The 22,757-nt window shown below is 67.0% G+C and carries 30 protein-coding genes; 23 read left to right on the top strand and 7 right to left on the bottom strand.

Going from position 1 to position 22,757, the window contains the following annotated elements; genetic code table 11:
• The first annotated feature begins 8 nt into the window (after positions 1–8).
• A complete protein-coding gene (locus tag VD964_RS21595; RefSeq protein WP_324870556.1) occupies positions 9–194 on the top strand; it encodes a hypothetical protein in 186 nt (61 codons plus the stop codon).
• Between the two features lie 162 nt (positions 195–356).
• Here the strand turns inward: VD964_RS21595 and VD964_RS21600 are convergent, their stop codons facing one another.
• Positions 357–593: a hypothetical protein gene (locus tag VD964_RS21600; RefSeq protein WP_324870557.1), complete on the bottom strand. Its 237-nt coding sequence runs from the start codon at positions 591–593 to the stop codon at positions 357–359.
• Positions 590–781, bottom strand: a complete 192-nt coding sequence (locus VD964_RS29925) for a hypothetical protein (RefSeq protein ID WP_414637227.1) — start codon at positions 779–781, stop codon at positions 590–592. Before VD964_RS29925 ends, VD964_RS21600 begins: the two co-directional genes overlap by 4 nt.
• On the opposite strand from VD964_RS29925, the gene VD964_RS21605 reads away from it, so the two are divergent.
• Positions 725–1,639 carry an XRE family transcriptional regulator gene (locus VD964_RS21605; RefSeq protein ID WP_324870558.1) on the top strand — a complete coding sequence of 305 codons (915 nt, stop codon included), beginning with the start codon at positions 725–727 and terminating at the stop codon, positions 1,637–1,639. The two genes, VD964_RS29925 and VD964_RS21605, sit on opposite strands and share 57 nt — an antisense overlap.
• Before the next feature lie 390 nt (positions 1,640–2,029).
• Here the strand turns inward: VD964_RS21605 and VD964_RS21610 are convergent, their stop codons facing one another.
• From VD964_RS21610 to VD964_RS21620, 3 genes are read right to left on the bottom strand one after another with little or no spacing between them, the layout of a single operon-like run.
• Positions 2,030–2,872, bottom strand: a complete 843-nt coding sequence (locus VD964_RS21610; protein WP_324870559.1) for a hypothetical protein — start codon at positions 2,870–2,872, stop codon at positions 2,030–2,032.
• A 37-nt stretch (positions 2,873–2,909) separates the two neighbouring features.
• On the bottom strand, positions 2,910–3,134 hold the full coding sequence (locus VD964_RS21615) for a hypothetical protein (protein WP_324870560.1): 225 nt from the start codon (positions 3,132–3,134) through the stop codon (positions 2,910–2,912).
• Between the two features lie 31 nt (positions 3,135–3,165).
• The gene (locus VD964_RS21620; protein WP_324870561.1) at positions 3,166–4,635 is read right to left on the bottom strand and encodes a hypothetical protein; all 1,470 of its coding nucleotides are present in this window, start codon (positions 4,633–4,635) and stop codon (positions 3,166–3,168) included.
• A gap of 243 nt (positions 4,636–4,878) precedes the next feature.
• Between VD964_RS21620 and VD964_RS21625 the strand changes: the two genes are divergently transcribed.
• The 21 genes from VD964_RS21625 to VD964_RS21725 all read left to right on the top strand — a co-directional run bounded on the left by VD964_RS21625 (position 4,879) and on the right by VD964_RS21725 (position 20,553).
• Positions 4,879–5,082: a hypothetical protein gene (locus VD964_RS21625; RefSeq protein WP_324870562.1), complete on the top strand. Its 204-nt coding sequence runs from the start codon at positions 4,879–4,881 to the stop codon at positions 5,080–5,082.
• A 77-nt stretch (positions 5,083–5,159) separates the two neighbouring features.
• Positions 5,160–5,450 (top strand): hypothetical protein, encoded by a 291-nt coding sequence (locus VD964_RS21630; protein WP_324870563.1) that lies wholly within the window; start codon positions 5,160–5,162, stop codon positions 5,448–5,450.
• Between the two features lie 3 nt (positions 5,451–5,453).
• On the top strand, positions 5,454–5,714 hold the full coding sequence (locus VD964_RS21635) for a hypothetical protein (RefSeq protein ID WP_324870564.1): 261 nt from the start codon (positions 5,454–5,456) through the stop codon (positions 5,712–5,714).
• Positions 5,715–5,717: 3 nt separating this feature from the next.
• On the top strand, positions 5,718–5,927 hold the full coding sequence (locus VD964_RS21640) for a hypothetical protein (protein WP_324870565.1): 210 nt from the start codon (positions 5,718–5,720) through the stop codon (positions 5,925–5,927).
• Positions 5,928–6,009: 82 nt separating this feature from the next.
• Positions 6,010–6,381 (top strand): hypothetical protein, encoded by a 372-nt coding sequence (locus VD964_RS21645; protein ID WP_324870566.1) that lies wholly within the window; start codon positions 6,010–6,012, stop codon positions 6,379–6,381.
• Positions 6,382–6,461: 80 nt separating this feature from the next.
• Positions 6,462–7,283, top strand: a complete 822-nt coding sequence (locus VD964_RS21650) for a PD-(D/E)XK nuclease-like domain-containing protein (RefSeq protein ID WP_324870567.1) — start codon at positions 6,462–6,464, stop codon at positions 7,281–7,283.
• Positions 7,284–7,295: 12 nt separating this feature from the next.
• Positions 7,296–8,429: a recombination protein RecT gene (gene recT / locus VD964_RS21655; RefSeq protein WP_324870568.1), complete on the top strand. Its 1,134-nt coding sequence runs from the start codon at positions 7,296–7,298 to the stop codon at positions 8,427–8,429.
• Between the two features lie 136 nt (positions 8,430–8,565).
• Entirely contained in the window at positions 8,566–8,811 is a 246-nt protein-coding gene (locus VD964_RS21660; RefSeq protein WP_324870569.1) for a DUF7446 family protein, read from the top strand.
• Positions 8,812–8,823: 12 nt separating this feature from the next.
• Complete coding sequence (locus VD964_RS21665) at positions 8,824–9,630, top strand: DUF551 domain-containing protein (RefSeq protein WP_324870570.1); 807 nt, start codon at positions 8,824–8,826, stop codon at positions 9,628–9,630.
• A gap of 4 nt (positions 9,631–9,634) precedes the next feature.
• Complete coding sequence (locus tag VD964_RS21670; protein ID WP_324870571.1) at positions 9,635–9,814, top strand: hypothetical protein; 180 nt, start codon at positions 9,635–9,637, stop codon at positions 9,812–9,814.
• Complete coding sequence (locus VD964_RS21675; RefSeq protein WP_324870572.1) at positions 9,811–10,329, top strand: hypothetical protein; 519 nt, start codon at positions 9,811–9,813, stop codon at positions 10,327–10,329. Before VD964_RS21670 ends, VD964_RS21675 begins: the two co-directional genes overlap by 4 nt.
• Positions 10,319–10,525, top strand: a complete 207-nt coding sequence (locus VD964_RS21680; protein ID WP_324870573.1) for a hypothetical protein — start codon at positions 10,319–10,321, stop codon at positions 10,523–10,525. The genes VD964_RS21675 and VD964_RS21680 overlap by 11 nt, the downstream gene beginning before the upstream one ends.
• Positions 10,515–10,889 (top strand): DUF3850 domain-containing protein, encoded by a 375-nt coding sequence (locus tag VD964_RS21685; RefSeq protein WP_324870574.1) that lies wholly within the window; start codon positions 10,515–10,517, stop codon positions 10,887–10,889. Before VD964_RS21680 ends, VD964_RS21685 begins: the two co-directional genes overlap by 11 nt.
• Entirely contained in the window at positions 10,882–11,130 is a 249-nt protein-coding gene (locus VD964_RS21690) for an excisionase (RefSeq protein ID WP_324870575.1), read from the top strand. The genes VD964_RS21685 and VD964_RS21690 overlap by 8 nt, the downstream gene beginning before the upstream one ends.
• Complete coding sequence (locus tag VD964_RS21695; RefSeq protein WP_324870576.1) at positions 11,114–12,205, top strand: tyrosine-type recombinase/integrase; 1,092 nt, start codon at positions 11,114–11,116, stop codon at positions 12,203–12,205. The genes VD964_RS21690 and VD964_RS21695 overlap by 17 nt, the downstream gene beginning before the upstream one ends.
• A gap of 328 nt (positions 12,206–12,533) precedes the next feature.
• Positions 12,534–12,623, top strand: coding sequence for a K(+)-transporting ATPase subunit F (locus VD964_RS21700; RefSeq protein WP_014189053.1), 90 nt, complete (start codon positions 12,534–12,536; stop codon positions 12,621–12,623).
• A gap of 13 nt (positions 12,624–12,636) precedes the next feature.
• Positions 12,637–14,346, top strand: coding sequence for a potassium-transporting ATPase subunit KdpA (gene kdpA / locus VD964_RS21705; protein WP_324870577.1), 1,710 nt, complete (start codon positions 12,637–12,639; stop codon positions 14,344–14,346).
• 14 nt (positions 14,347–14,360) lie between these two features.
• Entirely contained in the window at positions 14,361–16,481 is a 2,121-nt protein-coding gene (gene kdpB, locus VD964_RS21710) for a potassium-transporting ATPase subunit KdpB (RefSeq protein ID WP_324870578.1), read from the top strand.
• 13 nt (positions 16,482–16,494) lie between these two features.
• The gene (gene kdpC, locus VD964_RS21715) at positions 16,495–17,070 is read left to right on the top strand and encodes a potassium-transporting ATPase subunit KdpC (RefSeq protein ID WP_324870579.1); all 576 of its coding nucleotides are present in this window, start codon (positions 16,495–16,497) and stop codon (positions 17,068–17,070) included.
• Between the two features lie 31 nt (positions 17,071–17,101).
• Positions 17,102–19,843 (top strand): sensor histidine kinase KdpD, encoded by a 2,742-nt coding sequence (locus tag VD964_RS21720; RefSeq protein ID WP_324870580.1) that lies wholly within the window; start codon positions 17,102–17,104, stop codon positions 19,841–19,843.
• The gene (locus tag VD964_RS21725; protein ID WP_324870581.1) at positions 19,840–20,553 is read left to right on the top strand and encodes a response regulator transcription factor; all 714 of its coding nucleotides are present in this window, start codon (positions 19,840–19,842) and stop codon (positions 20,551–20,553) included. The genes VD964_RS21720 and VD964_RS21725 overlap by 4 nt, the downstream gene beginning before the upstream one ends.
• A gap of 75 nt (positions 20,554–20,628) precedes the next feature.
• On the opposite strand, the gene VD964_RS21730 is transcribed toward VD964_RS21725, so the two are convergent.
• Both VD964_RS21730 and rocF read right to left on the bottom strand, forming a co-directional pair.
• Positions 20,629–21,693, bottom strand: coding sequence for an ornithine cyclodeaminase (locus tag VD964_RS21730; protein WP_324870582.1), 1,065 nt, complete (start codon positions 21,691–21,693; stop codon positions 20,629–20,631).
• A 20-nt stretch (positions 21,694–21,713) separates the two neighbouring features.
• A complete protein-coding gene (gene rocF / locus VD964_RS21735; RefSeq protein ID WP_324870583.1) occupies positions 21,714–22,664 on the bottom strand; it encodes an arginase in 951 nt (316 codons plus the stop codon).
• Between the last annotated feature and the right edge of the window lie 93 nt (positions 22,665–22,757).

The following is a 22,757-nucleotide window of genomic DNA, read 5'->3' on the forward strand; positions in this document are numbered from 1 at the left end:
GCTGACCGATGATCACCGAACGATGCCCGCCGAATGGTCTCGCCCGAGCCGCTTGGTTCGTCCGAGAGGCTGCCGAGTGGGAGGATGCGGGAAATCTTGACCGTGCTGCCCACTGCCGCCGGGTCGCGGCCGATATCGAACAGACCGAATTCAGCAGCCGGCCGCTGCTCGCCCTGATGGGCAAGCCCGGTTGATGCGCGAAGGTGGAGGGCGTCCGTGCCGATTGCGCCATGGACGTGGGCGCAACTGGTGGGGTAGCAATGTCCTTGGGAAACGATCATATTCGTAACCTCTTGATGAAATCACGGACGCCGGCTGCCGATGGGGATTGGGGCCGGCGTTCGTTTGTCTGGGGGTTAGGTCTTCGCCCGCTCGCGGCGGACGGGGGAAAGGGCCGGCGCGGTGTTCGCCTCGGCGAGCATGCGGGCTGCAGCGCTGATGCTCCGGCTGGAGACGACCGTCTGGCGCAGGCTGTCGCGCAGGGCGGCCGCGCAGGCGTCCAGGCAGTTGTCGCAGGCCGACCAGTAGGTACCGGGCGCAGCAACCGCGCGCAGTTCCACGGCCAAGCCGCACGGGCAGCGGCAGGGCTTCACGACGCCCTCGCTTCGGCGGGGGCGCGGCGGGGCGCCGGCCGGCTGGCACGCTTCGCCTTGGCGATCTGCGCCAGAGCATCGAGCGAAAGCTTGATCCTCCGCCGCTTCGCAGCCGAAACGAGGTCCGCCCAATGATCGGCGGGAATGGAATTGCGATGCCGCCACACGGCGACATGCGTCGGGGGCACATCAAGGTCGGCGGCGAACTCGCGGACGGATGGCCACAGGTCGATGATGGCGGCGAATGTGTTCATGCTGATGAAATTACGCTACGTAATTTCGCTGGTCAACGTCGAAAATCACACGGCGTAATTCCTAGCGTGTTGAGCGATTTGTCGCAGTGCATTACACATCGTAATATGGATGAGACCCCTGCGGATCGGCTGAAAGAGGCGCGAGTTGCCCGAGGTTTCCGGACTGCAAAGCAGTTTTCGGACACCCACGGCATTCCTCAGCCGACCTATTCCACCCATGAGAGCGGGTCGCGGAAGCTCACCAGAGATGCAGCTTTAAGGTATGCATCCCTCCTCAACATCAGCGTAGAGTGGCTGCTGACCGGGAACGGTGAAGGGCCGCATATCCAGCCTGATGAGGCGGAGAACAAGGTCCATGTCGCCAGCATCCCGGTCTTGGGAGCGGTACAGGCAGGGCATTGGGTGGAAGCTGTGGAGTGGGATCGAGACGAGTGGTACGAGGTCGCAGTCCCTCCAGACCCGCGCTACCCTGACCAGCGGCGATATGGTCTCGCCGTCCGCGGCCCCTCGATGAACGAACTGTATCCCGACGGCAGTGTCGTAATCTGCATCAGCTTGTTCGAACTTGATCGGGAGCCCCGCAATGGGGAGCGCGTCGTCGTTCAGCGCCGCCGCTACGATGGATGCGTCGAAGCGACCGTGAAGGAATACCGGCAGTCCGACGACGGCAGCATCTGGCTATGGCCCAGGTCGACGCACCCCGCGTTCCAGCAGCCCGTGCCCTTCCCCGATCCCGGCGATGAGGAAGTCACGATCACCGGTTTGGTGGTGGGCAGCTACCGGGCTGAATAGGCCCAGGCAAAGGAATGCCCGCCACGGCAGGCCGGGCGGGCAGTTGGTGGGCAGAGAGGAAACGCTTCCCTCTCGGCAACAGGATAGAAGCTGAACCGTTCCGGGCAAAAAGAAGCCCGCCTCGGGGGCGAGGCGGGCTGAGGTGGTGCATTACCTTGGAGAGCGCGGATTAGGCGCCTCGATTGCCTCACGAAGCAACAAGTGCCTGGGACTGAGTCGTGTGGCACGTTGACGCTGCATCGACAAAAGAAAACCCGCTCCGCCAGGAGCGGGGCGGGCCAAGGCTTCGTACTCAAGGAGCAAAACCTTGAACGTGGCATTGGTCCCTTTGTTCCACAAGAAAGCCCGCCCGCCACCCGGCCGGCGGGCTTTCGTGCTATCGCGGACCGGTCAGGGCTGCGTATTGCTGATATAAAGCCGGTCGATCTCGCCATCTTTCAGCGTGGCCTTCGCCCGCACGGAAATATCCCTGCGGGCGGCCATGGCGGTGGCATAGACGTTGTTGGGAAGGGCGAAAGCCGGGTCGGTGATCCTGCCTGGATACCGGGAGTTCGGCTCGTCCAAGAACGCGACCTTGCACCCACCCGTCTCCATATCGAGTTCGGTGATGAGAACGTGATAGGTTCGCTCATCTCCGACTTCCAAGGGCTCATCAGCCATGATGGCGGCCTTCTCGGCGACCCCTACAGTAGCCATGCGGCGCCCGGCAGCGTCGCCAATCGTCAAGGTGGCGGCGGTTTCCCCGACAGGCGCGACCGCCTGTTTTACGGCAGGCTTCAGCGCATCCGCCATCTTATCGATGGTGGTGAGCAGGCGGTCGACAACGGGCTGGTCGCGATGCCCCAGCTCCTTGATTGCCGCCTCCAGCGCTCCCCTCAGATGACGCATCTCTTCTCGGTTGTTAACAGCCTTGGAGACAATATAGGTTATCAGAGACGCGAGGAGAGTGGCTAGGGTGGCCGAAATGAGCGGCTGCTCGGCCGCCCATTTGACCCAGGCCATAATCTCAAAGCACTTTGCCTCAGGCGCTCTGGTAATAACCCTGATAGCTAGCGCGTCTTTATGCTGAACGTACTTTTCGGTAACGGCGAAGTTAGCGGTTACGCCGACAATCCTTGATATGCCCTTCAAAGACTCGGCCAGTGCCGATAATTCAATCTCGTGGCGATCCGCGTCCATTCCATCGAAGCGGATTACAATCGGCTCGCCGATTGTATCTCGAAGCACGACCAATTCCTCACCCCTCCCCCGGTCTATTCATCACCCGCGCCTACTCCTTGGCCGTGAGCCTCAGGATCACCGCCGCCAGGATGTCGGCCGCCGCACCCACAGCTTCGGATGGCATGTCTGATCGCCCACTGGCCGCCTGTGTGACGCGCCCCATCATCGCCCGCACCTCTGCCTTCGGCCTGGCGCGCTTCTTTGCCCGGTCCAGGATCAACTGCTCGACCAGCAGTTCCAGGGCGGCAACGCGGGCGGGGAGGTTGTCAGTCATGATGAACTGAACTCCACAGGATACAGCGCACTTACAGCTTCGACAGGGTTCCCAAAGCGACCGGCGTCGGCTTCTCGCGGCCATCAAAGATCACATGAGCATCGGCCGCGGTGACTGCGTAGACGGTGCCGACCCCGAACGTCGCATGACGCACCCGCTCGCCAGCAACGAACGGCGAAATCGATGCGTATTGCACTTTGCTTGGGGGTGGCGCGCCGACTGACGCGGACCTGACAGCGGAGGCGTTCGCGATGGCAGGAATGCGGCCAATGGCGGCAACCAGCCTGTTGATTGCTTCAGATCGCAGCGCGTCCGGAGACGACGGAGACCCGCCTCCTCCGCAGATGGTTTGCATGTGGTCATTTGCCACGAAGTCAGCTCGCTGAACTCCGCCGAAGACGTTTTGAACTCGCGCGTTTGAGCACGATCTCCACTCCCTGGAGGCCCGGTCACGAACCACCTCATCAAAGGCTGGAGCGCCTTTGCTGGCGGCCTTGATCTCGAATGCGTAGGATAGCTGAACTCCTCCGCTAGAAACCTCGTATGCGTAAGACGCGTTTCGCGGCATCAAGAGGGCCGCAGCCAACAAGTTCACATCAGTCTGACTGTATGTAACAGTCTGTGTTTGCTGCTGGGCGGCCCTCTCATCCCATTGGAGTTTCTTAACAGTAATGTTAACAGGCGCTTGCCCTTCCTTAACGAAGGTCAGGCTCTGCGACAGTTCCCGCAGTTTTGGCATGACGTCTTCTTCAACAAGCCTATCGTCAAAGGTAATCTTTACAATCACCTCTCGGCCCGCGGCTTCTTTGGACGCAAACTGAGGAAATAGCTTGGCGACGGTCGTTTTAAGTTCGCCCGTCGAGAACTCAAGGTTCGGCAGCTCGGCTTGCAATGCCTTGAACTCTCGCGACCCTGGGCCGGCTGCTTCAGCGCGATCAAAAACTGCCTGGGCGAGATTGTGTGGCCTTGACCGAGAGCCGGGCGGCAGCTGCTTCCGCAGCAGTGCAATTGAGTGGTCATAGATGGCCCGCTGCTGATCAGGCTCCTTAAGCGATGGGAACTGCTCAATAGCATCGGTCACTACCCACTGTAGGCGCCCGCTCCTGTTTCCGTCTGCCGCGACGGCATCCGCCTCGTTGCGGAGCGCTACGAGTGCTTCCGGCGTCAGGACGGATGCGAAGCCTTCATAATCCAGCCTTTTGACAGCCTGGATCAGTTGCTCCGGTGACAATGGGTCTCGCATTTCGGCGCTTAGCAGGCGCGGCAGCTCGGCCTTGAATTGTGGGTTCTCATTGACCACTTCCGCGGCCCGTTTGGCCCCTGGGCCATAACCAGAGATTTCAGTTTGGATTGCCCGGTAGGCGCGTTGGTAGTCGCCCTTCGCAGCTAGCGTCCGCGCCTCCTCGCGCCTCTGCGCTTCGTATTTATCGGTGGCCGTAGCGCATCCGCTCAGCATAGCCACCAGCGCCGCAGAAGCGGCGACACCTTTTAACGTAAGCACTCTCACCCCCATCAGCGACGCGCGAGCGCTACCACTTTAGCGCAACCGTAGTATGCCAGGGCTCTGCTGCGGGGTCGCGTCATCTAAAATTACGCAACGTAATTTTCCTATTGACGGTCTTCAATTACGCAGCGTAATTTATCCCTCACCAGCCCAGCCATTCCCCGCGGCTGGCACCACTGCCGCCGGGCCTGCCCCCATGGGTCCGGCGGGTTTTCTCCCGACAGCGAGGACGCGCGACAGATGGACGAACTGGCCTACCTCAACCGCCACCGCGAAGTGACCGAGATGTACATCGGCCTCGCTCGCTTGAGCTTGCGCGAAGGCTTCCCGTCTGAGGCGGAGCGACGACTGGACGAATGCTGCCGGAAGCCTGACGCGCTGCGTGAAGAACGCATGGGGCCGGAACTGACCGCCAAAGCCAAGGCCGCTGGTCTGATCGCCTAACCCCGCCGCCCGGAGCAGTCCGGGCCGGCTTTCCCAAGGGCGTCTGAGCGCCCTTCGGCAAGCTGATGGAGAGACGCATGAGCAAGCACACTCCCGGTCCTTTCCGCTTCACCCCGTTTGTTGGGGGTGACGGCCGCACCGGCTACGCGATCCTTTCCGACAACCCCGAAGTTGGGCGCGGCTACGGCGTCATGTGGGTGGAAGAGGGCGAGTTCCCGAACGCGAAGCATGATGGGCCGCTGTTCGCCGCCGCGCCGGACCTGCTGTCCGCCCTGGTCACCTACCACAACGCGGCCATGGCGGGGCGCGACCCGGACAAGACGATGATGGACCGGGCCGCCGCCGCCCTCGCCAAGGCGGAGGCCTGACCGATGGACGCTCTGACCGAACAGCAAGCCAGCCTTATGGCAAGCATCCCCGGCGCGCTGGGCATGGATCCGACGCAGAAGGATTGGGCGCCCGTGATGTCGCGCCGCGTGTGGGATGTCGTGATCACGATCCCTGACGGGCTGGTCGAGACCCACCGCCGCTTTCTGCCGATCCTGCCGATTGGACCCGGCCTCATTGGCGTCGGCTTCGCCCGCCTGACCGAAGCTGGTCGCGCCGCCGTTGCGGCCCGCGGGGAGGCTTGACCGATGCGCCACTCCCGCACCCACCTGGAGCGCGCCGTCGAGGCCTTCAACGCCGACACCCCGCCCGGCAGCCCCGTCACCGTCCGGACCTTTTTCGGCCGCCGCGTCGAGACCGTCACCGCCAGCAAGGCGTCGCTGGTCGGCGATGCGGCCGGCGTCTGGCTCATGGGCGTCCGTGAGCGCTGCGACCTCACCCGCGTGGTGCCGGCATGAGCCGCTTTCTCCTCGTCACCGCCGCTGTCCTGACCGCCGAAGGTGCGCTGTGGGCCGCCGGCCGCATCATAGGAGCGCTGATATGAAATGGATCAACACCAGCCTGCCCCTGTCCTTCGGCGGGGAACACGACGGCGAAGACCTCGCCGTGCGGTTCAGCGGCATCTACCACGGGCCCTGCCGCGGTCGCCGTGAGGGTGGGCTGCAACTGGAGCCGGACGAGGCCGAGACCTTCGAGGTCTACATGGTCCAGATCGAGATCGGCGGACCGTCCGGCAGCGGCTGGATCAGCTTCCCGAACGCGCTGCTGACCGACCGGCTGATGGAGCAGCTGAAGCGCATCGGCATCGAGGAGGAGCGGGCCGCCCGTGAGCATGCGGCGGAGATGCGCGCCGAGATGGCGGCGGAGGATCGGCGGGAGCGGATGGCCGGCTTCGGCATGGCCGCGGAGTGAGCGATGCCGATCACACTCACCCCGGAGGAAGAGGCCGCCCTTGAAGCTCTTGAGGACGGCTGGAGGAAGGAGCTCGACGCATGAATGCCCTGCACACCGTCCCCGCCGAAATCGCCCCAGGCGTCTATGAGATCGACGCCGAGGCCTACCACGCCGGCCCCGGCGCATCGGTCTCCATGCTCCGCGCCTTCGCCGACAATCCGGCCCGGATGCGGTTCGGGATCCGAAAGGAGACCGCCGCCCAGCGCTTCGGCACCCTGATCCACTGCGCCGTGCTGGAGCCCGACACGCTGGACATCCGGTTCTGCGCCACCGACCTGGAGCGCTTCGACAGCCGCACCGCCGCCTACAAGGCCGAAGTGGAGCGCGCCGATGGCCGGGAACTGGTGAAGCGCGCCGAGCTCGACGAGGCCTGCCGCATCCGCGACGCCGCCCATGCTCACCCCATTGCCGGCGAACTACTGGCTCCGGCCGGGCTGCTGGTCGAGCGGTCGTTCTACTGGACCTGCCCGGAAACCGGCCTGCTGCTTCGCGGTCGCGCCGACGGGCTGCGCCCGGATATGCGGGTGATCGTCGACCTGAAGTCCACCACCGACGCCGGCCCGCGCGAGTTCAGCCGGTCCGCCGCCGAATACCGCTACCACTGGCAGGCCGCCCATTACTGCGATGGCGTGACCGCTGCCGCCGGGTGGGAGCCCGAGGCCTTCATCTTCATCGCCGTCGAGAAGACGGCTCCCTTTCTGGTCGGCGTCTACGAACTGGACGCCATCGACATGGACAAGGCGCGCGAACGCCTCTCCGACACCAAGGCCGCCTTTGCCGAGAGCCTGCGCAACGACGTCTGGCCCGGCCATTCCGCGAGCCTGGAACGCCTTGAACTGCCCGAGTGGGCGCACCGCTAAGGATCCCGCATCATGACCACCACGAACACCGCGGCCGCCCCCGGCCGCTCGCTGGCGGAGCTGCGCCAGGCCGGTCGCCAAGTCGCCAAGCAGGCCGGCGGCAGCACCGTCGCCGCCTTCTTCGACGCCAACAAGGAGACGCTGAAAGCCCTCCTCCCGGCGCACATGACGCCCGACCGCATGATGAAGATCGCGCTCGGCGCCCTGCGCACCACGCCGAAGCTGATGGACTGCACCATCGAGAGCCTGTTCGGCGCCGTCGTCGTCTGCGCCCAGATGGGCTTGGAGCCGAACACGCCGCAGGGGCACATCTACCTGATCCCGTTCGAGAACCGGCGGAAGGGCGCGACGGAAGTCCAGATCATCGTCGGGTACAAGGGCCTGATCGACCTCGCCCGCCGGTCCGGCCAGATCGAGAGCCTGTCGGCCCGCGTGGTCCATGAGCGCGACGCCTTCGACATCGACTACGGCACCGCCGACAGCATCACCCACAAGCCGTTCCTGGCCGGCGACCGCGGCAAGATCACCGGCTTCTATGCCGTGGCGAAGCTGAAGGGCGGCGGGGTGCAGTTCGAGTTCATGTCGGTGGCCGAGGTGAACGCGGTCCGCGACGGCTCGCAGGGCTACCAGACGGCCAAGCGCTTCAACAAGTCCAACACCCCCTGGATGACCAACTACGAGGAGATGGGCAAGAAGACGGTGATCCGCCGGCTGGCGAAGTACCTGCCCATGTCGATTGAGATGGCGAACGCGGTGGTGCTGGACGGTCGGGCCGAAGCCGGCGAGACGCAGGGCCTGGACCGCGTGCTGGACGGCGACTTTACGGTGGTCGGCAGCGACGAGGTGGCGCCCGAGCAGGAGCCGCAGGCCGAGCAGGCGGAGACGCCACACGACCCTGAGACCGGCGAGGTGGTCGAGGTCCAGCAGGCGGCGACGCAGACCGACAGCCTGCCGGCCGAGACGACCGACTGGCCGGCCAAGGTGGCGGAACTGAAGGCCGGCGCCAACGCCTGCGCCGACGTCCAGGCGTTCGTCGCCTTCAAGAAGGCCAACAAGGCGACCATCGATGCCATGCCCGACGACGTGCACGCCGATTGGTGCGACTTCGCCGAGGCGCGCGCGGGCGAACTGCGGGGGCCGAAGTGATGCGCCCCTCCCCCGCCGACGACACGCCCGCCATGCCCGCGCTGGAACTCGCCCTGATGCGGGCCGAGGCCGATGCGCACCGGGCTGGATTGGGCGCCTGACCCCACACAAGCGCGCATAGCGCAGGAGACCCGACATGGACCTTTCCACCATCCGCATCGACGCATCGCCGCTGACCAACACCATCCGCATCGGTCGCGTCGGAGCCAAGCCGGGCGTCTATTTGGACAAGCGTGACGCCACCGGGGAGTGCATCGGCGCGGTCATCGAGCATGTCATGCACGGTTGCCCCGACGGCGCCACGCTGAGTGTCACGGCCCCGGATGGCCGGCATTACGATCTGACCGTCAAGCCCGTCCAGTCCGCCACCCCCTCCGCCTGAGAGGCCGACACCATGGCAAAGTCCGATTACATTTGCTGCGACCGCTGCGACTGCAAGATCGTCTACGACCACGACGACAGGATCATGGAGGGGCTGGTCGCGCTTGGCCTGGATAAGGCGCCCGCCCTGTGCGAGACGTGCCGCGCCGCCACGGCTCCGGCCCCTGCGGCAGTGCCGATCTGGCAGCCGATTGAGACGGCGCCGGAGGATGGGACGCGCATCGATGTGTGGTCCAAGCTGGATGAGCGCGTCACGGGCGCAAAGTGGCACAAGGATGCGTGGCGCTATTGGGGCATCGACGGCTTCGAAAGCTGGGCCTGGGTGAAGGTCGATGGGGAGGTTACCCACTGGATGCCGCTCCCTCCCGCCCCCTCCGCCTCCCCTGCGGCCAGCACGGAGGCGCTGACTACCTGCGTCACCTGCCAGGGTTTCGGCTCGCGCGCCCATCCTGACGATCCGCACCCGCTGCCGTGCCCGGACTGTGATGGTTCCGGTTCTGTCGGCACGGAGGCGCTGACCGAGACGGCCAAGCGGATCGCGTGGGAGATGCGCTACCGGTTCTGCGTCAACTACGGCCATTGCGGCGATGCGGAGAGCATGTGGGGCGACATGATTTCGCCTGACCGCGACGCCTGCCTCGCAGCAGCCCGCGCCGCGCCCCCTGCGGCCGAGAGCGTGGACGAAGGCCGGCGCATCCTCGAAGAGATGACCGCGCTGTTCGAAATGGGCGACGAAGCGAACACCCCCGGCACGGACAGCTACACCATCCTGTGGCAGGCCCGTGAGTTCCTGCGCGGGCGCGGGCGCGGGGAGGGTTGAGGCGATGGCTGACCACAAGCGCCGCTTCCGCATCTTCCTGCAGCTGGTCTGCCGCCCGCACCCCTGGAGCTACGGCGGCTCCGCTTGGACGCGCTGGACCCGCCATTTCGTCGGCCCGCGTGAAGCATGGCACATCGCTGGCGTGCTGGCCGCCTGCCCTGATTATGAGGAGCCCACGCGATGACCGACACCCACACCACCGCCCTGTCGCCGGAGGAACTGGCGGAAGCCTGCATCGCCGACATGGACGGCTGCACCTACCGTGGTCGCGTTGACGCTATCGCCGCAGCGATCCGCCAGCACTCGGCAGACAAGGACCGGCAGATCGAGGTGCTGACGGCTGATAACGAATGGCTGCGCTCTGCCCACAAGGCTTCCTCGACCGGCCAGTTTTCCGCCACCGAACGGGCTGAAACCGCAGAGGCCGCGCTGTCCGCCTCGCTGGAGCGTGAGCGGGCGATGCGGGAGGCGCTGAGAAAGTGCATATCGCCGTACGCCGGGTACGCCATCCAGAACGATAGCCAAGCCGTGGACGTGATGAAGGGCTTCTACGCCCACATCCGCGAAGTTGACGGTATCGCCCGCGCCGCCCTCCAGCCCCAGGAGGCGACCGACTGGCGACCCGATGCAAGGCAAGCAATCATCGACGATGCCCGCGCTGCCGGGCTGCTTGATGGGGGAGCGACCGATGAGCGCTGAATACCGGGCCGAACAGCGCGACGACGGATGGATGATCGTCGTGCCGGATGGAGGTCCCGCGCTCTACAGGACCATCCAGTGCAGCGACAAGGACGCCGCAGCCGTCGCGCACGCCATGAACCGAGCCTTCGCCGCCGGCAAGCGCCGCCGGTCGGACGAAATCAACGCGCTACTGAGGGGTGACCATGACCGCTGACCTGTTGGAGCGCGCCCGCTCCGCCGTGACGGTGGAGGAGGAGTGCGACGCGCCGCGCATCCACGAACTGAAGGCCGACCCCACCCCGTTCAGCGACCTTGTGTCCGGTCGCAAGCGCGCTGAAGTCCGCCGGGACGACCGGGGATTTCAGGTCGGGGACAAGCTGTTCCTCTGTGAGTTCGACCGGAAGGCGCAGACCTACAGCGGCCGGCAGTGCTGCGCCAGGGTGACGCATATCCAGCGGGGCTACGGGCTACCGGAAGGGCTGGTCGTGCTGTCGGTGGACGTGCTTTCGACGCTCAACGTGGTTCCGGACGCCGCCAGCCCGGACGGCGGAGAGGTGGGGGAGAAGGCGAATGGGTGACAAGCTGCTTACCCTGGAGGAGTGGGCGGAGGCGGTCTATGGGAAGCACCGCCCCAACCTCGATACCCTGCGGCGCTGGGCGCGACAGGCTCGCATCTACCCGCTGCCTGAGAAGCACGGCCGGACCTACTTCGTCATTCCGACCGCTCGTCACATCGACCCGAACAAGCCAATCGTCAACCCGAAGAAGAGACCGCCGAGCGGTCCGTTGGTGGAGAGGATCCGTGGGAAGACGGCGTAGCACGAAAACCAAGGGGCTCCCGCCGAACCTCTACGAGCGCGCCGGCTACTTCGCATGGCGCGACCCGCGGGACGGCAAGGAGTACGGGCTAGGCCGCGACCGGCGCGCGGCCATCAGCCAAGCGATCGAGGCAAACCACGAGGTGGAAGGCACGCGCGGCAAGCGCTCGCTGGTTGACCGGTTGGTCACCGGCAAGGACAACAGCATGGGCGCGTGGTGCGACAACTACCTGAAGGTTCTTGAGGCCCGCGGATTGGCCGCCAACAGCATGAAGGTGTTTCGCTCGCGCCTGAGCACCGTCCGCGCCCGTTGGGCAGATCACCGGATCGACGCCATCACCACCCGCGACGTGGCGGAGTTCATCGACCAGTGGGACGGGCAGGGGAAAAAGAGCATGGCGGCGGCGATGCGCTCGTTTCTGCTCGACGTGTTCAAGGCGGCGCAGGCAAAGGGGTGGGTTCTGAGCAACCCGGTCGCCCCGACCCGCGCGCCAACGGTTGAAGTGATGCGCGCCCGCCTGACGCTTGAGGACTTCCGCAAAATCCACGCCGCCGCCTTGGCGCATCACCCCGCATGGGTGGCCCGAGCGATGGAGCTGGCGCTGGTTACCGGACAGCGCCGCGAGGACATCGGCCGATTGGGGCCGAAGGACGTGCGCGACGGAAAGCTGTGGGTAGAGCAGGGGAAGACGAAAGCCAAGGTCTGTATCCCGCTCGCACTGCGGCTGGAAGCGGTCGGCTGGACGGTCGGCGAAGTCATCGCCCGGTGTCAGGACAATGTGCTCAGCCGCCATTTCATCCACCACGCCACGACATGGGGAGCCGGGCGCGCCGGGGCGAAGGTGCCGCTGAACGCAATCACCAACGCCTTTGCTGACGCGCGCGAGCAATCCGGCATCACCTGGGAGAAGGGTAAGACCCCGCCGACCTTCCATGAACTGCGCTCGCTGGCCGCCCGACTGTACGCCGAGCAGGGCGCGGATGCGCAGGCCCTTCTCGGACACAAATCGCCAGAAATGACAGCGACGTACCGCGACAGCCGGGGAACGGAGTGGGTCGAGGTGAGGGCCGGATAGGGAACGCGCTGTCGGACGAATTTCGGGAATTTTCTGGATCGTGCCGAATTTCCCTTGATTTTCAATGCCGTTTTGCTCCGCCATATACGCCCCATATATTTTCGGGCACCGCCGCCCCCCATCGAATCTATACGCGGCTCCGGATCATCCTTGCAGGGTCGGACCACCCGCCAGCCGGCATCACGGCGGACGGGCGGTCCGGCCCTTTTCCGTTCGACCGGAGCCTTGACCCCATGCTCGACCTTCTGTTCCTGGCGCTCACCGTCGGCTTCTTCGCCGCGGCGGTTGCCTATGTCCACGCCTGCGACCGGCTTTAGGGGAGGCGGCGATGATCCTCGACTATGCGCTGGCCGGCCTCGTGACCGGCGGGCTGCTGGCCTATCTGGTCTATGCCCTGATCCACCCCGAACGGTTCTGAGGAGTCCCATCCCATGACCGTCAACGGCTGGATTCAAATCCTGGTCTTCCTCGCCCTGGTCGTCGTGGTGACGCGGCCCCTGGGCGGCTTCATGACGCGCGTCTTCACCGGCGAGCGCACGCTGCTCTCCCCCATCGTCGGACCCGTCGAGCGCGGGCTCTACCGGCTTGCCGGCGTCGATGAGCGCACCGAGCAGCATTGGGTCACCTACGCCGTGTCGATGCTGCTGTTCAGCGCCGCCGGCATGCTGCTGCTCTACGTCCTGCAACGGCTTCAGGCTGTCCTGCCGCTGAACCCGCAGGGCATGGCGGCGGTGCCGGCCGATCTTGCCTTCAACACGGCGGCCAGCTTCACCACCAACACCAACTGGCAGAATTACGGCGGCGAGACCACCATGGGCCATCTGGTCCAGATGGCCGGGCTGACCTTCCACAACTACGTCTCCGCCGCCACCGGCATCGCGCTGGCCGTGGCGCTGGTCCGCGGCTTCGCCCGCGCCTCCTCCCGCACCATCGGCAATTTCTGGGTCGATCTGACCCGCGCGACGCTCTACGTCCTGCTGCCGATCTGCCTCGTCTACGCCGTCTTCCTGGTGTGGCAGGGGGTGCCGCAGACGCTGGCAGGCTCCGTCGACGCCACCACGCTGGAGGGGGCGAAGCAGACCATCGCGCTCGGCCCCGTCGCCTCGCAGGAGGCGGTCAAGATGCTGGGCACCAACGGCGGCGGCTTCTTCAACGCCAACTCCGCCCACCCCTTCGAGAATCCCAACGCCCTGACCAACCTCGTCCAGATGCTGTCGATCTTCGCGCTGGGCGCCGGCCTGACCAACCTGTTCGGCCGCTTGGTCGGCGACGAGCGGCAGGGCTGGGCGATCCTGGCCGCCATGGGCCTGCTCTTCGTCGCCGGCGTCACGATCGCCTATTGGGCGGAGGCGCAGGGCAACCCGGCCTTCGCCGCGCTCGGCATCGACACCGCCGCCGGTAACATGGAGGGGAAGGAGACCCGCTTCGGCATCGCCGCCTCCGCCCTGTTCGCCGCCGTCACCACCGCCGCCTCCTGCGGTGCGGTGAACGCCATGCATGACAGCTTCATGCCCTTGGGCGGCATGGTGCCGATGATCAACATGATGCTGGGCGAGATCATCGTCGGCGGCGTCGGGGCCGGTCTCTACGGCATGCTGCTGTTCGCCATCGTGGCGCTGTTCGTCGCCGGGCTGATGGTCGGCCGCACGCCGGAATACCTGGGCAAGAAGCTGGAGGCGAAGGAGGTCAAGATGACCATGCTCGCCATCCTTTGCCTGCCGCTGATGATGCTGGGCTTCACCGCCGCCGCCGTGGTTCTCGACACCGGCACCGCGTCGATGGCGAATGCCGGCCCGCACGGCTTCTCGGAAGCGCTCTACGCCTATGTGTCGGGTGCCGCCAACAACGGCAGCGCCTTCGGCGGGCTCAGCGGCAACACGCCCTGGTACAACGTCACCATCGCCATCGCCATGCTGGTCGGCCGTTTCCTGGTCAACGTGCCGATGATGGCGATCGCCGGCTCGCTGGCCGCCAAGACGCGGGCCACGGCATCGGCCGGCACCTTCCCCACCCATGACGGGCTGTTCGTCGGGCTGCTGGTCGGCGTCATCCTGATCGTCGGCGGCCTCACCTTCTTCCCGGCTCTCGCCCTCGGCCCGGTGGTCGAACATCTGGCGATGAGCGCCGGCACCCTCTTCTGATCGGGAACGATCCCATGCAAGCCAAGAGCAAACGGTCCGGCCGCACACCTGCCAAAACGGCGGCAAGCACCCTGCTGGACCCCGCCATCCTGCTGCCGGCCATCGGCGGTTCCTTCGCCAAGCTCGCCCCGCGCCAGATGATCCGCAACCCGGTGATGTTCTGCGTGGAGGTGGTGGCCGCGCTGACCACCCTGCTGGTCCTGCGCGATGCGATGACCGGTGCCGGGGTGAGCGGCTTCGCCATCCAGATCGTCGTCTGGCTGTGGTTCACCCTGGTCTTCGCCAACTTCGCCGAAGCGGTGGCGGAGGGCCGCGGCAAGGCCCAGGCCGCCAGCCTGCGCAAGGCCCGCACCGAAACCAGCGCGAAGAAGCTGGAAAACGGCACCATCCGCAGCGTCCCCGCCACCGCTCTCAAGACCGGCGACCTCGTGCTGGTCGAGGCCGGCGACATCATCCCGTCCGACGGCGAGGTGGTGGAGGGCGTCGCCTCCGTCAACGAGGCCGCCATCACCGGTGAATCCGCCCCCGTCATCCGTGAAAGCGGCGGCGACCGTTCCGCCGTCACCGGCGGCACCCAGGTGATCTCCGACCACATCAAGGTCCGGATCACCGCCGCCCCCGGCTCCACCTTCCTCGACCGCATGATCTCGCTGGTGGAAGGCGCCCAGCGCCAGAAGACCCCCAACGAGATCGCGCTGAACATCCTGCTGGCCGGGCTGACCATCGTCTTCGTCATCGCGGTGGCGACGATCCCCAGCTTCGCCGCCTATGCCGGCGGGTCGGTCGGCGTGCTGGTTCTGGTTGCTCTGTTCGTCACGCTGATCCCCACCACCATCGGCGCGCTGCTGTCGGCCATCGGTATCGCCGGCATGGACCGTCTGGTCCGTTTCAACGTGCTCGCCATGTCCGGCCGCGCGGTGGAGGCGGCGGGCGACGTCGACACGCTGCTGCTCGACAAGACCGGCACCATCACGCTCGGCAACCGTCAGGCCGCGGAGTTCCTGCCGGTCGCCGGCGTCGGCGAGGAGGAGTTGGCCGACGCCGCCCAGCTTGCCTCGCTGGCCGACGAGACGCCGGAAGGCCGCTCCATCGTCGTGCTCGCCAAGCAGGAATACGGCATCCGCGCCCGCGCCATGGAGGAGATGCAGGCCACCTTCGTCCCCTTCACCGCCCAGACCCGCATCAGCGGCATCGATACCGGCGGCACAGTGATCCGCAAGGGCGCGGTGGACGCGGTGCTCGCCCATGTGAACGGGGCGCAGCGCGTGGCGGTCTCCGGCGGACGCGGCGTGACGACCCTGCATCCGGGGGCCGGCGCCGCCGAGCGCGAGATCCTCGCCCTTGCCGAGCGGGTCGCCAAGTCCGGCGGCACGCCGCTGGCGGTGGCGCGCGACGGCCGGCTGCTCGGCATCATCCACCTGAAGGACATCGTGAAGGGCGGCATCCGCGAACGCTTCGCCGCGCTGCGCCAGATGGGCATCCGCACGGTGATGATCACCGGCGACAATCCGATGACCGCCGCCGCCATCGCCGCGGAGGCAGGGGTGGACGATTTCCTCGCCCAGGCCACTCCCGAAGCGAAGCTGCAGCTGATCCGCGACGAGCAGGCGAAGGGCAAGCTGGTCGCCATGTGCGGCGACGGCACCAACGACGCCCCGGCGCTGGCCCAGGCCGATGTCGGCGTGGCGATGAACACCGGCACGGTGGCGGCGCGCGAAGCCGGCAACATGGTCGATCTCGACAGCGACCCGACCAAGCTGATCGAGATCGTGGAGATCGGCAAGCAGCTGCTGATGACCCGCGGCGCGCTGACCACCTTTTCCATCGCCAACGACGTGGCGAAGTATTTCGCCATCATCCCCGCCATGTTCCTCGCCTTCTACCCGCAGTTGCAGGCGCTGAACGTGATGGGGCTGCACAGCCCGGAAAGCGCCATCCTGTCGGCGATCATCTTCAACGCCCTCATCATCGTCGCGCTGATCCCGCTGGCCCTGCGCGGCGTGCGCTACCGCGCGGTGGGCGCCGCCGCGCTGCTCCGCCGCAACCTGCTGATCTACGGGCTGGGCGGGCTGGTGGTGCCCTTCGCCGGCATCAAGGCCATCGACCTGACCGTCACCGCCCTCGGGCTCGTGTGAGAGGACCCCACCCATGTTGAAGGACCTGCGTCCCGCCCTGGTCATGACCGCCGCCCTGGCGGTCGTCACCGGCATCGCCTACCCGCTGGCCGTCACCGGCATCGCGCAAAGCCTCTTCCCGCATCAGGCCAACGGCAGCCTGATCGAGCGGAACGGCACGGTGACCGGCTCCGAACTGATCGGCCAGAGTTTCGCCGCCGACCGCTATTTCCACCCTCGCCCCTCCGCCACTGCCGAGACGCCCTACAACGCCGCAAGCTCCGGCGGCTCCAACCTCGGCCCGACCAGCAAGGCGCTGGTCGAGCGCGTCCAGGCCGAGGCCGAGAGGCTGAAGGCGGAGAACCCCGACGTACCGGTCCCGGTGGAGCTGGTGACGACCTCCGGCAGCGGCCTCGACCCTGCCCTGTCGCCGGCCGCCGCCGATTTCCAGGTGCCGCGCGTCGCCAAGGCGCGCGGGATGTCGGAAGACGCCGTGCGCAAGCTGGTCGCCGACACCACCGCGCCGCGCCAACTGGGCATCATTGGCGAGCCGACCGTCAATGTGCTGGCGCTCAATCTAGCCTTGGACAGGGCCGCGGCGGCCCGTTAGAGATCCGGCGGAGCGGGGGAGACGGAACCGGATGACCGACGACCAGGGCGGGCGCGACCAGCGGCCATCGCCGGATGCACTGCTGCGGCAGGCGGAGCGGGAGGGGCGCGGGCGGCTGAAGATCTTCCTCGGCGCCGCCCCCGGCGTGGGAAAGACCTTCGCCATGCTGCTGACCGCCCAGGCCAAGCGGCGCGACGGCGCCGACCTCGTCGTCGGCGTGGTGGAGACGCACGGCCGCGCCGAGACCGAGGGTCTGGTCGCCGGTCTGGAGGTCGTCCCCCGCCGCACCGTCCGCCACAAGGGCCATGCGCTGGCCGAAATGGATCTGGACGCCATCCTCGCCCGCCGGCCGAAGATCGTGCTGGTGGACGAGCTGGCCCACACCAACGCCCCCGGCAGCCGCCACGCCAAGCGGTACCTCGACGTTCAGGAACTTCTGGACGCAGGCATCGACGTCTACAGCACGCTGAACATCCAGCATGTCGAAAGCCTGAACGACGTCGTCGCCAAGATCACGCGGGTCCGCGTGCGCGAGACGGTGCCCGATTCCGTCATCGACCGCGCCGACGACATCGAGGTCATCGACATCACGCCGGAGGACCTGATCCAGCGCCTGAAGGAAGGCAAGGTCTATGTCCCCCGCACGGCGGAACAGGCGATCCGCCATTACTTCTCCCCCGGCAACCTGACGGCGCTGCGCGAACTGGCGCTGCGCCGCACCGCCGACCGGGTGGACGACCAGCTTCTCACCCACATGCAGGCCCACGCCATCGCCGGTCCCTGGGCGGCGGGGGAGCGGCTGCTGGTCTGCATCGACCAGGACGCCGGCGGCGGCGCGCTGGTCCGCTACGCCCGCCGGCAAGCGGAACGTCTGCGTGCCCGCTGGGGCGCCATCCATGTCGAGACCAGCCGCGACCTCCGCCTGAGTGAGGCGGAGCGCGACCGCATCGCCGACACCCTGCGCCTCGTCGAACGCTTGGGGGGAGAGGCGATGACGATTCCCGGCCGCGATGTCGCCGACGCGGTGGTGGAGTATGCCCGCGCCAACAACATCACCCATCTCGTCATCGCCAAGTCCGGCCGTCCGCGCTGGTCGGAGTTGCTGCACGGATCGGTGGCGCACAGCCTGATCCGCCGGGCCGGCGACATCAGCGTCCACGTCATTGCCGCCGCAAAATCCGGCGACGCGGTGCCGCCCAAGACGGTGCGGACCGAAACGGACGGCCGATGGACCTTCGACGGCCTGCCCTATCTGGCGGCCACCGGCTATGTCGCGGCGGCGCTGGGGCTGGGCCATTTGCTGCATCTGGCGCTGGGGCTCAGCAACATCGCGCTGGTCTTCCTGACCGCCGTCCTCGCCAGCGCCGTCACCGGCGGGCTGGGTCCGTCGCTCTATGCCTGCGTCGCCAGCGTGCTGGCCTTCAACTATTTCTTCCTGCCGCCGCTCTACACCTTCACGATTTCCGATCCCGAGAACATCGTCGCCTTGCTGGTCTTCGCCGTCGTCGCGGCAATCGCCAGCAACCTGACCGCCCGCGTCCGCGCCCAGGCGCTGACCGCGCGCCAGCGTGCCAAGACCACCGAGGATCTCTACCGGTTCAGCCGCAAGCTGGCCGGCGTCGTCACCATGGACGATCTGCTGTGGGCCACCGCCTATCAGATCGCGGCGATGCTGAAGGCGCATGTCGTCCTGCTGATGCCCGACGGCGACAAACCGGGAGACCGCCTGACCGTCCGCGCCGGCTACCCGCCCGAGGATGTGCTGGAGGAGGCCGACCTCGCCGCCGCGATGTGGAGTTGGCAGAACAACAAGCCCGCCGGACGCGGCGCCGACACGCTGCCGGGCGCCCGCTGGCTGTTCCTGCCGATGCGGACCGGCCGCGGCCCGGTGGCACTGGTGGGAGTCGATACCGGCGGCGGCGAGCGTGGCCGGAAAAGCGGCCTGCTCTCTCCCGACCAGCGCCGGCTGCTCGACGCGCTCGGCGATCAGGCGGCGCTCGCCATCGAACGGGTGACGCTGGCCGAGGATGTCGACCGCGCCAAACTCGCGGCGGAGACCGAACGGCTGCGCTCCGCCCTGCTCACCTCGATCTCGCACGACCTGCGCACGCCGCTCGCCTCCATTCTGGGATCCGCCACCAGCCTGACCCGTTACGGCACCACGCTGGACGAGGCGGGAAGGCTCGATCTGGCGACCAACATCCAGGAGGAGGCGGAACGGCTGAACCGCTTCATCGCCAATCTGCTGGACATGACCCGCCTGGAATCGGGCGCCGTCCGTCCGCGCAGCGGCCCGGTCGACCTGTCGGAGATGGTCGGCAGCGCGCTGGAACGCACCGGCCGGATCCTTGCCGGGCACAGCGTGGAGGTCAACCTCGCCCCCGACCTGCCGATGGTGGAACTCGATCCTGTGCTGTTCGAACAGGTGCTGTTCAACCTGCTGGACAATGCCGCCAAATACGCCCCCGCCGGCAGCCGGGTGACGGTGCGGGCGAAGCGGAGCGGCGATGCGGTCGAGGTCCAATTGATGGATGAGGGCGACGGCATCCCGCCCGCCGATGTGGACCGCATCTTCGACAAGTTCTACCGTGTCCATGCCCAGGACCGGCAGCGCGCCGGCACCGGGCTGGGGCTGGCGATCTGCCGCGGCTTCGTGGAGGCGATGGGGGGCGCCATCGCCGCCGGCAACCGCAGCGACCGCTCCGGCGCCGTCTTCACCCTGACCATCCCCGCCGCGGCCGACCTGCCGGCCCTGGAGGACAGCAGCTCATGACCCAGCCCTCCGCCCCCCTGCGCGTCCTGGTCGTCGACGACGAGCCGCCGATCCGCCGTTTCCTGCGCACCAGCCTGTCGGCCCAGGGCTACGACATCGTGGAGGCGGAGGACGGCGACGCCGCGCTGAAGGAAATCCGCCGCCGCGCGCCCGACCTGCTGGTGCTCGACCTCGGCCTGCCGGGCATCGACGGTCTGGAGGTGATCCGCCGCCTGCGCGGCACCGAGCCGGCCGGTCCCGCCGCCAGCCTGCCGATCGTCGTTCTGTCCAGCCGGGTGGACGAGGCCGGCAAGGTGGAGGCGCTCGACCTCGGCGCCGACGATTACGTCACCAAGCCCTTCGGCATGGACGAGCTGCTGGCCCGCATCCGCGCCGCCCTGCGCCACCGGCTGCAGCGCCAGGGCGAACGCCCGGTCTTCCGCGGCGGCGACCTGACCGTCGATCTCGTCCGCCGCATCGTCACCGTCCGCGGCGCGGAGGTGAAGCTGTCGCCGCGCGAATACGACCTGCTGCGCCTGCTGGTCGCCCATGCCGGCAAGGTGCTGACCCACCGCATGATCCTGACCGAGGTCTGGGGCGGCGAGACCGACATCCAGTACCTGCGCATCTACATCCGCCAGCTGCGCCAGAAGATCGAGGCCGAACCCGACCGCCCGCAGCACATCCTGACCGAAACCGGCGTCGGCTACCGGCTACGGGCCGGGGAGTGATCCCCTCGAAGCCCCTCTCCCCAACCGCCAGAATCCCCTCTCCCCCCTGGGGAGAGGGGGATTGCCATCACCCCCTCAAGCCGCCTCCCCCACCGGGGTCGGCTTGGCGGCACGTAGGATCATGCCGAACAGGTCGCGCGGCTCGTCCGGGTCGGCCAGCATGTCCAGGTTCTCGTACAGCCCGGTCCCCGCCACCTTGTCGCGGACATAGCGCAGGGCGGAGAAGTCCTCCGTCGCGAAGCCGACCGAATCGAACAGCGTGATCTGCCGGGCATCGCGCCGGCCGACCGCCTGTCCGGTCATCACCGTCCAAAGCTCCGTCACCGGATGGTCGGGGGCCAGCTGCTGGATCTCGCCCTCGATCCGCGTCTGCGGCGGATACTCCACGAAGATGTCCGACCGCAGCAGGATGTCGCGGTGCAGTTCCGTCTTGCCGGGGCAGTCGCCGCCGACGGCGTTGATGTGCACGCCGGCCCCGACCATGTTGTCGGTCAGGATGGTCGCATACTGCTTGTCCGCCGTGACGGTCGTGATGATCTGCGCCCCCTCGACCGCTTCCTCGGTGGAAGAACAGGCGGTGATCTCGAAACCCTGGTCATGCAGGTTGCGCACGCATTTCTGCGTGGCGGTCGGGTCGATGTCGTAGAGCCGCAATTTGCGGATCCCCAGCAGCGCCTTGAAGGCCAGCGCCTGGAACTCCGCCTGCGCGCCGTTGCCGATGATCGCCATGCAGGTGGCATCCTTCGGCGCCAGATGCTTCGCCGCAACGGCGGAGGTCGCGGCGGTGCGCAGCGCCGTCAGGATGGTCATCTCCGTCATCAGCACGGGATAGCCGTTGCCGACATCGGCCAGCACGCCGAAGGCGGTGACGGTCTGCCGCCCCTCCCGCGTGTTCTTCGGATGGCCGTTGACGTATTTGAAGCCATAGGTGCGGCCGTCGCTGGTCGGCATCAGCTCGATCACGCCCTCCGCGCTGTGCGAGGCGACCCGCGGCGTCTTGTCGAAGCTTTCCCAGCGGCGGAAATCCTCCTCCACATAGGCCGACAGCTCGGTCAGGAAGCGCTCCACGCCGATGTGCAGCACCAGCTTCATCATGTGGTCGACGCTGACGAAGGGAACGAGGTTCAGGTTCGGGATCATGGGTCTAACGCTCCAATCGGTCAGAAGCTGCGGGTCGGGTAGTCGAGAACGCGGCGCCCCATCAGGCTGGCCAGCAGTTCCACCATCAGGGTCGCGGTGCGCCCGCGCTCGTCCAGGAAGGGGTTCAGCTCCACCAGATCGACGCTGCTGACCATGCCGGTGTCGTGCAGCATCTCCATGATCAGATGCGCCTCGCGGAAGGTGGCGCCGCCGGGAACCGTGGTGCCGACGCCGGGCGCGATGCCGGGATCGAGGAAATCGACATCCAGGCTGACATGCAGCAGCCCGTCCGCCTCCACCACCCGCTCCAGGAACGGACGCAGGAGGGAGACGATGCCGTGCTCGTCGATCTTGCGCATGTCGTGGACAATGATGCCCGAGGTCTCCAGCGCCCGCCGTTCGGCCGGATCGACGCTGCGGATGCCCATCATGCAGACATTGTGCGGGTCGAGCCGGGCCGGCGGCGGCGGGAAATAGCCGTCGAAGCCAGCGCGGCCGGTGGCATAGGCCATCGGCACGCCATGCAGGTTGCCGCTTTCCGTCGTCTCCAGCGTGTGGAAATCCGGGTGCGCGTCCAGCCACAGCACGAACAGCGGGCGCCGCATCTCGGCGGCACGCTGCGCCAGCCCGGTCAGCGTGCCGGCGGCAAGGCTGTGGTCGCCGCCCATGAAGATCGGCATGGCGTCCTGCCCGGCGCTCGCCTCATACGCTACCTTGGACAGCGCGGCGGTCCAGCCCGCCACCTCCGGCAGCAGCTTCAGCGCCGCATTGCCATGCGCCATCGGCCGCTGCGGCAGCGGCGCCACGTTGCCGAGGTCGGTGACGCTGTGCCCCAGGTCGGACAGCGCCCGCGCGATGCCCGCCGTCCGATAGGCGCTCGGCCCCATCTCGCAGCCGAGGCGCCCCGCCCCATCCTGCACCGGCACGCCGACCAGCCGGCACTGCTTCGTCTTTGTCTTCTGGTAGGACATTGTTCGGTCTCTTGCCTGTTCCTCTCACCAGCAAATCACAGGCGCGTGGCGGAACGGACAGGGCAATTTGACAAACGCGGTCACGCGGCCTAC

Source organism: Azospirillum sp., assembly GCF_035628975.1.
GTDB lineage: Bacteria > Pseudomonadota > Alphaproteobacteria > Azospirillales > Azospirillaceae > Azospirillum.

Bases quoted from the DNA above. Each gene is read 5' to 3' on its own strand.
- kdpC (WP_324870579.1), top strand. From the start codon at position 16,495: ATGTTGAAGGACCTGCGTCCCGCCCTGGTCATGACCGCCGCCCTGGCG.
- kdpA (WP_324870577.1), top strand. From the start codon at position 12,637: ATGACCGTCAACGGCTGGATTCAAATCCTGGTCTTCCTCGCCCTGGTC.
- VD964_RS21595 (WP_324870556.1), top strand. From the start codon at position 9: ATGATCACCGAACGATGCCCGCCGAATGGTCTCGCCCGAGCCGCTTGG.
- VD964_RS21605 (WP_324870558.1), top strand. From the start codon at position 725: ATGATCGGCGGGAATGGAATTGCGATGCCGCCACACGGCGACATGCGT.
- kdpB (WP_324870578.1), top strand. From the start codon at position 14,361: ATGCAAGCCAAGAGCAAACGGTCCGGCCGCACACCTGCCAAAACGGCG.
- VD964_RS21725 (WP_324870581.1), top strand. From the start codon at position 19,840: ATGACCCAGCCCTCCGCCCCCCTGCGCGTCCTGGTCGTCGACGACGAG.
- VD964_RS21630 (WP_324870563.1), top strand. From the start codon at position 5,160: ATGAGCAAGCACACTCCCGGTCCTTTCCGCTTCACCCCGTTTGTTGGG.
- VD964_RS21720 (WP_324870580.1), top strand. From the start codon at position 17,102: ATGACCGACGACCAGGGCGGGCGCGACCAGCGGCCATCGCCGGATGCA.
- VD964_RS21670 (WP_324870571.1), top strand. From the start codon at position 9,635: ATGGCTGACCACAAGCGCCGCTTCCGCATCTTCCTGCAGCTGGTCTGC.
- VD964_RS21615 (WP_324870560.1), bottom strand. From the start codon at position 3,134: ATGACTGACAACCTCCCCGCCCGCGTTGCCGCCCTGGAACTGCTGGTC.
- VD964_RS21680 (WP_324870573.1), top strand. From the start codon at position 10,319: ATGAGCGCTGAATACCGGGCCGAACAGCGCGACGACGGATGGATGATC.
- VD964_RS21625 (WP_324870562.1), top strand. From the start codon at position 4,879: ATGGACGAACTGGCCTACCTCAACCGCCACCGCGAAGTGACCGAGATG.
- VD964_RS21635 (WP_324870564.1), top strand. From the start codon at position 5,454: ATGGACGCTCTGACCGAACAGCAAGCCAGCCTTATGGCAAGCATCCCC.
- VD964_RS21665 (WP_324870570.1), top strand. From the start codon at position 8,824: ATGGCAAAGTCCGATTACATTTGCTGCGACCGCTGCGACTGCAAGATC.
- recT (WP_324870568.1), top strand. From the start codon at position 7,296: ATGACCACCACGAACACCGCGGCCGCCCCCGGCCGCTCGCTGGCGGAG.
- VD964_RS21675 (WP_324870572.1), top strand. From the start codon at position 9,811: ATGACCGACACCCACACCACCGCCCTGTCGCCGGAGGAACTGGCGGAA.
- VD964_RS21650 (WP_324870567.1), top strand. From the start codon at position 6,462: ATGAATGCCCTGCACACCGTCCCCGCCGAAATCGCCCCAGGCGTCTAT.
- VD964_RS21640 (WP_324870565.1), top strand. From the start codon at position 5,718: ATGCGCCACTCCCGCACCCACCTGGAGCGCGCCGTCGAGGCCTTCAAC.
- VD964_RS21730 (WP_324870582.1), bottom strand. From the start codon at position 21,693: ATGATCCCGAACCTGAACCTCGTTCCCTTCGTCAGCGTCGACCACATG.
- VD964_RS21660 (WP_324870569.1), top strand. From the start codon at position 8,566: ATGGACCTTTCCACCATCCGCATCGACGCATCGCCGCTGACCAACACC.
- VD964_RS21685 (WP_324870574.1), top strand. From the start codon at position 10,515: ATGACCGCTGACCTGTTGGAGCGCGCCCGCTCCGCCGTGACGGTGGAG.
- VD964_RS21645 (WP_324870566.1), top strand. From the start codon at position 6,010: ATGAAATGGATCAACACCAGCCTGCCCCTGTCCTTCGGCGGGGAACAC.
- VD964_RS21700 (WP_014189053.1), top strand. From the start codon at position 12,534: ATGATCCTCGACTATGCGCTGGCCGGCCTCGTGACCGGCGGGCTGCTG.
- VD964_RS21690 (WP_324870575.1), top strand. From the start codon at position 10,882: ATGGGTGACAAGCTGCTTACCCTGGAGGAGTGGGCGGAGGCGGTCTAT.
- rocF (WP_324870583.1), bottom strand. From the start codon at position 22,664: ATGTCCTACCAGAAGACAAAGACGAAGCAGTGCCGGCTGGTCGGCGTG.